The following is a 12,561-nucleotide window of genomic DNA, read 5'->3' as shown; positions in this document are numbered from 1 at the left end:
TAATGGAACTTCAATCATTAATTTATCTTTTTGTAGGAATATCTTTTACAATATATTTTGGTTTAGCATTATGGACTAAATCAACTTCTACTAAAGATTTCTACATTGCAAAAAATAGCTTTACCCCTATTTCAAATGGAGTTTCAATAGCAGTTGACTTTATTAGTGCAGTTACATTCGTAGCGCTTGCTGGAACTATTTCGTATATAGGTTTTGATGGTTCAGCTTATATTATGGGGTTCACTGGTGGATTTGTTCTTCTTACATTACTTATTGTTCCATATTTAAGAAAATTTGGAAAATTTCATCTATCTGAATTCATCGAAGCTAGATATTACTCAAGATTTGCGAGAAATATCACAATACTTATAATAATAATTGTTTCATTTATATATATTTCAGCTCAAATGAAAGGTATTGGAATTGTTTTTTCAAGAATTTTCCAAATAGATAAAGAAATAGCATTGGTTGTTGCTATTTTTGTTGCCTTTTTATACTCTTTACTTGGAGGAATAAGACAAGTTACGTATACTCAAATAGCTCAATACATAATAATTTTATTTGCTTTTATAACACCAATTATATTTCTCTGTCTAGAATTTACAAATGGATTTTTACCTCACCTTGCCCTATTTTCAAAAACAACTTTTGCATTTGATACTGGGATAAAAGTTATTCCTGAAGGAACTTTTTTACTTCATGTTTTAGATAGTAGTTTAGAAGATTTTGGATTTAGTTATACAAAGGCTCTAGGTCTTTTAGATATATTTACAATATCACTTTCTTTAATGCTAGGAGTTGCTACTCTTCCTCATATTTTAGTAAAGTTCATATCAACACCTAGCGTAAATGACTCTAGAAAATCTGCTTTTTGGGCTTTAATTTTTATAGCAATCATTTATACTACATTATCTCCACTAGCAGCACTATCAAAGCTAAATAACATAAAACACACTCAAAATGTTGAATATGAAGCTTTTATAAATGATGAAATAAAATTTCAAAATGATTCACCTAACAATGGTAAATGGCTTCAAACTTGGCAAGACATTGGTGAAATAAAATATATTGAAAAAAATAATGATGGAAAAATCCAAATAAATAACTCAAATTCAAATGAGTTGTTTATAAATCCTGATATTCAAACTCTTGTAAATCCTGAAATTGCAAATCTACCAAATTGGACTATTGCTCTTATTCTTGCAGGTGCTCTTGCAGCAGCACTGTCTACAATGACTGGCTTAATTTTAATAACTACAAACTCTATACTATTATTATTTGTAGAAAAAGAGATTGCATATAATAGTACTAAATTTAAGATTTTATCAAAACTATTTTTGTTAATAATTATCTCTTTAGCAACATTTTTCACAATTCCATATTATTCAATAATAAAAACAATTACAATTTCTTTTACAATTTTAGCAGGAACTTTATTTCCTATAATTGTTCTTGGAATATTTAACAAAAATATTACTAAAGAAGGGGCAATAGTTGGTTTACTTACTTCACTCATATTTATGCTAGTATACATCATCTATTTTTGTTTTATTAATAATGACATAAATTCATCTGATGAATATTTATTTGGTATTACACCTATAGGTATTGGGATAATTGGTGCCGTACTAAACTTTATTGTTGCAATAATTGTTTCAAAATTTACACCAAAAGTGCCAGATGATGTTATTTTACTAATTGATAATTTAAGATCCCCATCAATAAATCAAAAGGAAAGCTTATGAGCATTCAAGACCAAGAGATTTTTTTATCTAACATTCATCCTTTTGGACATTTAACTCCTAGCCAAATGTCAATGTGTCTTCAACATATGGATATTGCTTACTATCCAAAAGACACTATATTAATAAGTCCAAATAACATTCCAAATACTTTTTTTATTATTATAAAAGGTTCCGTTTTTGAATATTCGAAAGAAAATAATTTAATCATGGATTATCAAAGTGAAGACTCTTTTGATTCAAATTCACTAATATATGGAAAATGTGAACACACATTCAAAGTTCATGAAGAACTAATATGCTACGAAATAGATAAAAAAGCTTTTTTATCTTTGATGGAAAAAAATCAAGAATTTAAAGATTTCTTTTTAAAAGATTTAGTAAACAAAATTAAAACTTTAAAAGATAAAGAGTATACATCAGAGTTATCATCTTTTATGATAGCAAAAGTTCAAGACACTCTAATTCATGAAGCTTGTATTGTAGAAGAGGATACAAAATTAATTGATGCAATAGAAAAATCAATGGAGTTTAAAACTTCTACAATTATAGTAAAAAGCAAAGAGTTAGGATACGGAATTATAACTGACTCTCTTTTGAAAGTAAAAGTTCTTTTACAAAGAAGGGATCTAACAATATCAGTAAAAGATATTGCAATTTTTCCTTTATTAACTATACAAAAAGATGATTATTTATTTGAAGCATTAACTATACTAGTAAAAAGAAATATAAAAAGAGTTGGTGTAGTAAATAGTAGTGGAGAAATGGTTGGAATACTTGAACAGATTGATATTCTTTCACATTTTGCAAATCACACTTATGTTATTGAATCAAAAATAAGAAATGCAAAAAATGTAGAAGATTTAAAAAATGCAAGTAAAGATTTCCTTGATATTATTACTAGCCTTCAAGCAAAAGGTGTAAAAATTTATCACATTTCAAATTTAATTGGTCAGCTAAATACTAAAGTTTACCAAAAACTTTATAGTCTTACTCTACCTAAAGAACTTCAGAATAATGCTTGTCTAATAGTAATGGGAAGCGAAGGAAGAAATGAACAAATAATTAAAACTGACCAAGATAATGCTTTGATTGTAAAAGATGGAGTAGATGTAGATCAATATAGACCTTATATGAAGCAATTAACTGATGACTTAATAGCATTAGGCTATCCACCTTGCGAAGGTAATATTATGGTTTCAAATCCAGCTTGGTGTAAAAGTTTTAGTGATTTTAAAAGCGATATTGTAAAATGGATAAATAATCCTGACATGAAAAGTTATTTAGACTTAGCCATATTTATTGACTCTTTTTCTGTTGCAGGAGATAAAGAGTTATTAATAAGTTTGAAAGAATATGTATTTAATAAAGCTCAAAATGATTTATTCTTAGCATATTTTGCAAAATCAACAACTGCTTTTGAAACTCCAACAGCAATCTCAAATTTTATTGGAAAAAATAGCTTAATAAATATAAAGAAAGCTGCTATATTTCCTATTGTTCAAGGAATAAGAAGCTTAAGCTTAAAAGAAAAGATAAAAGAAACTACAACTATAAAAAGAATAAAAATTCTTGAAGACAGAAAAATTATTGAAAAAAACATGGCTGCAGAGTTAGTTGAAGCATTTGAAATAGTAAATACATTAAGATTAAAAAATCATCTAGAAGCAATAAATAATGCAAAACCAATATCAAATAAAATTGATACAAACACTCTTGGAAAAATTGAAAGAGACCTTTTAAAAGAGAGTTTAAAAATTGTAAATGAGTTTAAAAAGTTTGTATCTTATATATTTAAATTGGATAAAATTTACTAATGTTTAAAAATATTTTACGAAATTTAGAGAAAAAGAAATTAAAAAGTAAAAGATTTGAATCTTTATTTGAAACTCCACCACCAAATGAATATGTGAGTCTTGATTGTGAAACAACTGGATTGAATCCAAAAAAAGATGAAATATTATCTATTGGAGCAGTTTTAATAAAAGATAACAAAATTTTAATGAGACAAACATTTAATATTTTTGTTAAACCATCAAAACTAATAAATCCAGAATCAATAAAAATTCATCATTTAAGACAAACTGATTTAGAAAATGCACTTGAACCAGAAATTGCAATCTTTCAACTTCTAAATTTTATTGGCTCAAGGCCAATTGTAGGATACTATATCGAATTTGATATTGCAATGATTTCAAAATATACAAAAAAAATCATAGGAGTAAAACTTCCAAATGAAGCTATCGAAGTATCAGGAATATACTATGATCATAGAAAAAAAATAGCAAATAATGGTTTTTTAGATTTAAAATTTGATACTATAATGAAATATTTAAATATCCCATTTTTAGGAAAACATGATGCATTAAATGATGCTATCATGACTGCTATGATGTTTTTAAAGTTGAAAAATCTAGCACAAAGTAAATAAATTTACTTTTTAACTAAAAGTAGCAAATTTATTGCTACTTTAGCATTTTTATCCATATTAATTTTGAAATTTCTGGAATTAATTTATTGCTAATTATTTTTTCAAGATCTCTTACTTCATTATTTTTGTCTAAAATAGAAGATTTTTAATCTGCTAACTTTTTGTTAAATATAAGTATAAAACAAAAAAATGAATCTTATTTATCAAATTTAAATGATAAATTTACAATTAAATATAAAAATATATAAACCAAATTACTTTTTAAAAATAAAAAAATACCAATTTATAATTATAAGAAGTCCATTTTTTGGGTTTTTTTCACTTTTTTAAACAATTTTCTAAAATGCTATGTTTTTGCAACTAAGATATTTTACTATTTCAATGAATCTTATTTTAGGAGAAAAAATGAATAAAGAATTGGTAGAAAGGATTAAAGCTAATCCTAAATACACAGAACTTATTACAAAAAGAAGTTCTTTTGCTATTAAATTAGCAATCTTTATGTTGGTAATTTATTACGGTTTCGTTTTACTTATCGCGTTTAATAAAGAATTTTTTGCTACGAAAATTGGTGAAGTGATGACTGTAGCTTGGCCTATAGCTGTTGCAATTATTTTTATTGCATTCATAACAACTGTTATCTATGTTCTTAGAGCTAATGGTGAGTTTGAAGACTTAGAAATGTCTATAAAAAATGATGTAAAGGATATTTTATAATGTTAAAAATATTTACTCTTTTAGGTTTATCATCATTAGCACTATTTGCTGCTGAAGGTGCAAATACTCTAAATATACCTGCTGTTATTATGTTTTTTGTGTTCATAGTTGCGACTATGGGTATTACAAAGTGGGCTGCTAGTAAAACAAAATCTGCTTCAGATTTCTATACAGCTGGTGGAGGAATTTCAGGTTTCCAAAATGGTTTAGCAATTGCTGGAGATTATATGTCGGCTGCTTCATTCCTTGGTATTTCAGGAATGATTTTCCTACACGGTTTTGATGGTATGATTTATGCTATTGGATTCCTAGTTGGTTGGCCAATTATTCTATTCTTAATGGCTGAAAAATTAAGAAACTTAGGTAAATTCAACTTTACAGATATTGCTGCATATAGATTAGATGAGCAAAAAATCAGAATTCTTGCTGCATTTGGTTCTTTAACAGTTGTTACTTTCTACTTAATTGCTCAAATGGTTGGAGCTGGAAAATTAATTGAATTATTATTCCATATTCCTTACGCTTGGTCTGTTGTAATAGTTGGTGCATTAATGATTGTTTACGTAACATTTGGTGGAATGCTTGCTACTACATGGGTACAAATTATTAAAGCTGTATTACTTTTATCAGGAGTAACATTCATTGCTATAATGGTACTTTCTCATTATGGATTCTCATTTGGTAATTTAGCAGCTGAAGCTGTTAGTATGCACCCAAAAGGTGATGCAATATTAAAACCAGGTCCATTTGTATCTGATCCTGTTTCTGCTGTATCTTTAGGACTTGCTTTAATGCTTGGAACTGCTGGATTACCTCATATTCTTATGAGATTCTTTACAGTTGGAAATGCAAGAGAAGCTAGAAAATCTGTTGTTTGGGCAACTGCGTTTATTGGTTACTTCTATTTGATAATTGGAGTTGTTGGTTTAGGTGCTGTTGTTTTCTTACTAAGCCCTGAAGGAGCTGCTTTCTTTAAAGATGGTGTTATTGATCTTAAAGGAGTTATCGGTGGAGCTAATATGGCTGCTGTACACTTGTCTCAAGCTGTTGGTGGTGATATATTCTTAGGATTCATTGCTGCTGTATCTTTTGCTACAATCTTAGCAGTTGTTGCTGGACTTACATTAGCTGCTTCTAACTCTATTGCACACGATTTATATGCAATCGTTATTAGAAAAGGTCAAGCAACTGATGCTGAAGAAATGAAAGTTTCAAAAAGAACAGTTCTAGTTATTGGTGTTGTTGCAATTCTTTTAGGATTTGCATTTGAAAATCAAAATATTGCATTCATGGTTGGTCTAGCATTTGCTATCGCGGCATCAGCTAACTTCCCAATATTAATTTTATCAATCTATTGGTCAAAATTAACAACAAGAGGTGCATTTATTGGTGGATTCATAGGTCTTATTACTGCAATTACACTAGTTGTATTAAGTAAAACTGTATGGGTTGATATCTTTAAATTTGAAAGTGCTATATTCCCATATACACAACCTGCATTATTCTCTATATTAGCAGCGTTTATTGGTATTTGGTTCTTCTCAATTACTGATAGTTCAGCTAGAGCACAAGAAGATAAATCAGGATTTGAAGCTCAAAGAATTAGAGCTGAAACTGGTATCGGAGCTGACGGAGCTGTTGATCACTAAAACTTTTACTAAAGAGATTTCTCTCTTTAGTAAATATTATAAAATTTAACTTAAAAAATATAATTAAATTTAATAATTAAAATATTATTTTTCTGTTACTATTCTACAATTTATCCACAATTTACAACCATTTTTGTCAACTAAATATCTCGATTACTTTAATAAACTAGTATAATTATTCATCTTTTGTTAACTATTTATATAGTTTCAAAAAATCAAAAAGAGGTCGGAGAATGAACGAAAAATTAGTTGATAGGATTGAATCAAATCCTAAGTATCAAGAGTTGGTTTCAAAAAGAAATAGCTTTTCATTGAAACTTGGAATTTTCATTTTAGTTATGTTTTATACATACATAACTGTTATTGCTTTTAACAAAGAGCTATTTTCTGCAAAAGTTGCTGAAGGTTACATAACAACAATTGGTTTTCCTATTGCATTAGCTATTTTGGTTATTAGTTTTATTACAACTTTGATTTACGTAAGAAGAGCAAATACAGAGTTTGAAGATTTAACTAACCAAATAAAAAGAGATGTAAAGGATCTATTATAATGTTAAGAATTTTTGCACTATTATCTATTTTTGCACTTTGGGCATTTGCTGCTGGAGATGCAACTTTTGAAGGGAAAAGAGATTTAAATATTCCTGCAATTATAATGTTTTTTGTATTTATTGCTGGTACTTTAGGTATTACTTTTTGGGCAGCTAGAAAAACAAAATCTGCAAATGATTTCTATACAGCTGGTGGAGGAATTACTGGATTCCAAAATGGTTTAGCAATTGCTGGAGATTATATGTCTGCTGCTGCTTTCTTAGGGGTTTCTGGTTTAATTTATATGAATGGTTATGACGGTGTTATCTATGCTGTTTCATTTTTAGTTGGTTGGCCTGTAATTCTATTCTTTATGGCTGAAAAATTAAGAAACTTAGGTAAATTTACTTTTGCTGATATTGCTGCATATAGACTTGGACAAAAAGAAATAAGAACTTTAGCTGCATTTGGTTCAATTTCTGTTGTTGTTTTATATCTAATTGCTCAAATGGTTGGAGCTGGTAAATTAATCCAAATTCTTTTTGGAATGGAGTATGAATACGCTGTATTCTTGGTTGGAGCATTAATGATTATTTACGTAACATTTGGAGGGATGCTTGCAACTACTTGGGTACAAATTATAAAAGCTGTATTGCTACTTTCTGGGGTTTCTTTTATGGCTATAATGGTTTTATGGCACTTTAACTTCAACTTTGAAACATTAGCTACTCAAGCTGTTGAACACCATAAAAAAGGTGAAGAAATATTAAAACCAGGTGGATTCTTATCTGATCCAATATCTGCAATTTCTTTAGGTATGGCTTTAATGCTAGGAACAGCTGGATTACCTCACGTTTTAATGAGATTCTTTACAGTTGGAAATGCAAAAGAAGCTAGAAAATCTGTTGTTTATGCGACTGGATTTGTAGCATATTTTTGGGTTATTATTACTATTGTTGGTTTTGGAGCAATTGCTTTCTTAAATACAGATAATGGTGCACAATACTTTACTAATGGTCTTGCTTATTTACAAGGTGGAGCTCTATTTGGTGGAAGTAATATGGCATCAGTTCATTTATCACATATGCTAGGGGGAAATGCTTTCTTAGGATTTATCTCTGCTGTTGCATTTGCTACTATTTTAGCAGTTGTATCAGGATTAACTCTTGCTGGAGCTTCTGCAATATCTCATGATATATATGCAAATGTTATTAATCCAAATGCAACTGATGAGAAAGTTGTTAAAATATCAAAAATTACTGTTGTTATAACAGGAGTTATTGGTGTTGTTTTAGGAATTGCTTTCGAATCTCAAAATATCGCATACATGGTTGGATTAGCATTTGGTATTGCAGCATCTGCAAACTTCCCAATTTTATTTTTATCAATCTATTGGTCAAATCTTACAACTAGAGGTGCATTTATAGGTGGTTTCTTAGGATTAATTACTGCTGTTGCACTTGTAATTTTGGGGCCAAATGTTTGGGTACAAATTTTAGGAAATAAAGAAGCTATTTTCCCTTATGCTCACCCTGCTCTATTCTCAGTAGCAGTTGCATTTATTGGAATTTGGTTCTTTAGTATTACTGATAATTCTCAAAGAGCAAAAGAAGATAAAGCTAAATTTAGAGCTCAAAATATTAGAGCTAATACAGGAATTGGTTCTGCAGGAGCAGTTTCACACTAAAAATAAAGGACTTTTGTCCTTTGTTTTTTAATCTTTTTAGGAGAAAATATGAGCTTACAAGAACAGAAAAAATTTATCTCTTCAATTCATCCTTTTGAAAATCTTACCCTAAATGAACTAGATGATATTGCCGAAGCTTTTGATGTTGTCTATTTTAAAGAAGGTACTACTGTTCAATCAAGTCAAAGTGAGCCTAAATTTTTATATTTTATTCTAAAAGGATTAATTCAAGAAAAACAAGAAGATGAAGTTTTAGCAGTTTATTCAAAAAATGAAATTTTTGATTCAGCTTCACTTATTAAAAACTTCTCAAAAAATAGTTTTGTTACAGCGCAGGAGAGTATTTGTTATACTTTACCAAGAGAACTGTTCATGTCTATACTAAGCCAAAATCAACAACTTGAAAATTACTTCTTCCAATCTATTTCTGAAAAATTAAACAATAATATTCTTCATGAAAAAAATAAAGATATGGCAAATATTATGATTGCAAAAGTAAAAGATGCAAAAGTTCATAAAGCCGTAATAGTAAATAGTAAAACTTCAATTTATGAAGCTGCAAGAGTTATAAAACAAGAAAAAATACCTACTCTTCTTTTAAAAGATGATGAAGGTGAAATGTACATAGTTACTGACTCTGATTTTAGACAAAAAGTAATCTTAAATAGAATGAGTTTTGATGAAGAAGTTGTAAAAATAGCTTCTAAAGGTTTAGTATATATAAATGAAGATGATTTTTTATTCAATGCTCAACTTCAAATGGCAAAATATGGGTTAAAAAGAGTTGTAGTAAAAAATGATGAAGGAACTATTGTAGGGATATTAGATCAAATATCTTTATCATCATTTTTTGCAACAAACACTTTTGCTGTATCAAACCAAATCGTAAAAGCAGAAACATTAGAAGAGTTAAAAGAAGCTTCAATATCATTTATAAAAATTATAAAATCTCTAAATGCAAAAGGAGTGAAAATTGAATTTATATCAAAATTAATAAATCAATTAAACAAAAAACTTCTTGACAAACTTTATAGATTAATGGCTCCCGAAGAACTACTTGATAAATCATGCTTAATAGTTATGGGAAGTGAAGGAAGAGCTGAACAAATTTTACGTACAGATCAAGACAATGCTTTAATAATATCTGATGATTGTACAATTAGTGATGAAAAATTAAAAGAATTTACACTTAATTTTACTGAGACTTTAGTTGACTTTGGATTTCCTAGATGTGAAGGGAATATAATGGTTTCAAACCCTTATTGGTGTAGAAAACAGAGTGATTTTAAAGATTTAATCTATAAATGGATAAATGAGCCAAGTGGTGATCACTTTATGAATATTGCAATATTTTATGATGCTTTATGTGTTTCAGGTGATATAAATATGATAAAAGAGTTAAAAACATATTTATTTAAAATCTCTTCAAATTCTCAAAGTTTCTATTCTAATTTTGCAAAAATTATAAATAGCTTTGATGTTCCACTAGGATTTTTTGACGGCTTTGTATTTAATAGTAAAGATGAAAATCACAAAGATGAAATAGACATAAAAAGAGGTGGAATTTTTATCTTAGTACAAGGAATTAGAGCTCTAAGTCTACAAAATAGAATCTATAATACAAATACAATAAAAAGAATCAATGCTTTATATGAATTAGGACTATTTGAAAAAGAGACAGCAAAAGAACTTGTTATGGCATTTAATTTTTTAACTAGTTTAAAATTAAAATCAAATCTTGAGAAATTAGATTTGAATCAAAAAATAGACAACTACATAAATCCAAATAAATTAAATACTATGGAAAAAGATTTATTAAAAGACTCTTTTAAAATTGTAAATAGACTTAAAAAACATTTAGAATTCCATTTTAAGCTTAACTATGTTTAGAAGTATTAAAAACTATTTTAATAAAAAAAATTTAAAAGATGAAAAATATTCTTTTTTATTTGATGAACCAATAAAAAATGAATATATATGTTTTGATTGCGAAACAACAGGATTAGATCCTGAAATTGATGATATAGTATCTATTGGCGCTGTATTGATTAAAGACAACACAATTATTTCAAGTAAAAGATTTATAAGATATGTAAAACCAAAATCTTGTAATCTTAGTGAAAAATCAATCAAAGTTCATCATATTAGAGAGTGTGATTTAGAAGATGCTTTTGAAATTGAAGAGGTTATTCTTGAATTTCTAAATTTTATAGGAAATAGAACTTTAGTTGGATATTTTTTAGATTTCGATTTAAAAATGGTAAATAAATATATAAAACCTCAAATAGGAATTACTCTACCAAATAAAACTATCGAAGTTTCAGAACTTTACCATGATTTTAAAATAGAGTTAATTCCCCAAGGTTTTATAGACTTGAGGTTTAATACAATTTTGCAAGAGTTGGAATTACCGTCTTTTAGTACTCATGATGCTTTCAATGATGCACTAATGACGGCAATGATTTTTATAAAATTGAAAAATATAGTTAAATAAAGGGAGATAAATTATTATGTTAGTTTTTGTTTTAAATGCTGGATCATCCTCATTAAAATACCAGTTAATTGATGCTAAGACTAGTGAAGTAAAAGCTAGTGGAATCGTAGAAAGAATTGGTATTGATGGTGTTTTAAAGCATGAAATCGGTAATAATAGAAAATTAACTTTTGAAGCACATATTCAAACACATAAAGAAGCTATCGAATTAATTTTACAAACACTAACTCATGATGATACAAAGATAATTGATTCAATAGATGAGATTGATGCTATTGGACATAGAGTTGCTCATGGTGGAGAATATTTTAAAAATTCTGTTGTTGTAGATGATGAAGTTATTAAAAAAATTGAAGAGTTAATTCCACTTGCTCCATTACATAATCCTGCAAATATTCTAGGAATGAAAATATGTAGAGAACTGATACCAAATACTCCAAATGTAGCTGTTTTTGATACTGCATTTCATCAAACTATGCCAGAAGTTCATTTCTTATTTCCTGTTCCACACGAAGATTATACAGAGCATCACTTAAGAAAATATGGTTTTCATGGAACAAGCCACTACTATGTTTCAAATGAAGCTATTAAGTTATTAGAGAATAAAAAAGATTTAAGAATAATAGTTTGTCATTTAGGAAATGGTTCTTCAGTTTGTGCTGTAAGAGATGGAAAATCGTTAAATACAACAATGGGATTAACTCCTCTTGGTGGATTAATGATGGGAACAAGAAGTGGAGATATTGACCCAGGAATTATTCCATATTTAATGGAAAAGAAAAATATTGACACTCATCAAATTATCGATTACTTAAATAAAAAATCTGGAATTCTAGGTGTATCTGGTATAAGTTCTGATTTAAGAGATATTATAAGTGCTGCAAAAGATGGTGATCAAAGAGCACAAGTTACAATTGATATGATGTGCAATAGAGTTAAAAAATACATCTGCTCTTATGCTGGATTACTAGGTGGTGTTGATGCTCTTTGTTTCACAGCAGGAATCGGTGAAAATTCAGATTTAATTAGAGAAAAAGTTTGTTATAATTTAGAATTTATGGGAATAGAAATAGATAAAGATAAAAATAGTTCAAAAGAATCAAAAGTAAAAGAGATTAGTAAAGACTCATCAAAAACTAAAATATTTGTTATACCTACAAATGAAGAATTAGTTATAGCGCAAGACACATATAAACTTGTAGGTTAATTTTATCTATTTATTCACTTGAGTAAATCTTTAAGTTTTAATTTGATATTATTATAAAAAATTAATTATATTTTTTAATATTAAATTAAGCTAAAGGATTTAA

The 12,561-nt window shown here is 27.9% G+C and carries 10 protein-coding genes; all 10 read left to right on the top strand.

Annotated elements, in window-relative coordinates; all coding sequences use genetic code 11:
* The first annotated feature begins 2 nt into the window (after nt 1–2).
* Nucleotides 3–1,745: a VC_2705 family sodium/solute symporter gene (locus tag ACBT_RS04275; protein ID WP_024774887.1), complete on the top strand. Its 1,743-nt coding sequence runs from the start codon at nt 3–5 to the stop codon at nt 1,743–1,745.
* A complete protein-coding gene (locus tag ACBT_RS04270; RefSeq protein ID WP_024774886.1) occupies nt 1,742–3,559 on the top strand; it encodes a DUF294 nucleotidyltransferase-like domain-containing protein in 1,818 nt (605 codons plus the stop codon). The genes ACBT_RS04275 and ACBT_RS04270 overlap by 4 nt, the downstream gene beginning before the upstream one ends.
* Entirely contained in the window at nt 3,559–4,173 is a 615-nt protein-coding gene (locus tag ACBT_RS04265; protein WP_024774885.1) for a 3'-5' exonuclease, read from the top strand. The genes ACBT_RS04270 and ACBT_RS04265 overlap by 1 nt, the downstream gene beginning before the upstream one ends.
* Before the next feature lie 405 nt (nt 4,174–4,578).
* Nucleotides 4,579–4,890 (top strand): DUF485 domain-containing protein, encoded by a 312-nt coding sequence (locus ACBT_RS04260; protein ID WP_024774884.1) that lies wholly within the window; start codon nt 4,579–4,581, stop codon nt 4,888–4,890.
* Nucleotides 4,890–6,539, top strand: coding sequence for a cation acetate symporter (locus ACBT_RS04255; protein ID WP_024774883.1), 1,650 nt, complete (start codon nt 4,890–4,892; stop codon nt 6,537–6,539). The genes ACBT_RS04260 and ACBT_RS04255 overlap by 1 nt, the downstream gene beginning before the upstream one ends.
* 233 nt (nt 6,540–6,772) lie before the next feature.
* Entirely contained in the window at nt 6,773–7,090 is a 318-nt protein-coding gene (locus ACBT_RS04250) for a DUF485 domain-containing protein (RefSeq protein WP_024774882.1), read from the top strand.
* Nucleotides 7,090–8,757 carry a cation acetate symporter gene (locus ACBT_RS04245; RefSeq protein ID WP_024774881.1) on the top strand — a complete coding sequence of 556 codons (1,668 nt, stop codon included), beginning with the start codon at nt 7,090–7,092 and terminating at the stop codon, nt 8,755–8,757. Before ACBT_RS04250 ends, ACBT_RS04245 begins: the two co-directional genes overlap by 1 nt.
* Before the next feature lie 48 nt (nt 8,758–8,805).
* The gene (locus ACBT_RS04240) at nt 8,806–10,647 is read left to right on the top strand and encodes a putative nucleotidyltransferase substrate binding domain-containing protein (RefSeq protein ID WP_024774880.1); all 1,842 of its coding nucleotides are present in this window, start codon (nt 8,806–8,808) and stop codon (nt 10,645–10,647) included.
* Nucleotides 10,640–11,251 (top strand): 3'-5' exonuclease, encoded by a 612-nt coding sequence (locus ACBT_RS04235; RefSeq protein WP_024774879.1) that lies wholly within the window; start codon nt 10,640–10,642, stop codon nt 11,249–11,251. The genes ACBT_RS04240 and ACBT_RS04235 overlap by 8 nt, the downstream gene beginning before the upstream one ends.
* A 16-nt stretch (nt 11,252–11,267) precedes the next feature.
* Nucleotides 11,268–12,458 (top strand): acetate/propionate family kinase, encoded by a 1,191-nt coding sequence (locus ACBT_RS04230; RefSeq protein ID WP_024774878.1) that lies wholly within the window; start codon nt 11,268–11,270, stop codon nt 12,456–12,458.
* The last annotated feature ends 103 nt before the right edge of the window (nt 12,459–12,561 follow it).

The organism is Aliarcobacter cibarius (assembly GCF_013372265.1).
GTDB lineage: Bacteria > Campylobacterota > Campylobacteria > Campylobacterales > Arcobacteraceae > Aliarcobacter > Aliarcobacter cibarius.
This window is presented reverse-complemented; position numbering and strand designations above follow the sequence as displayed.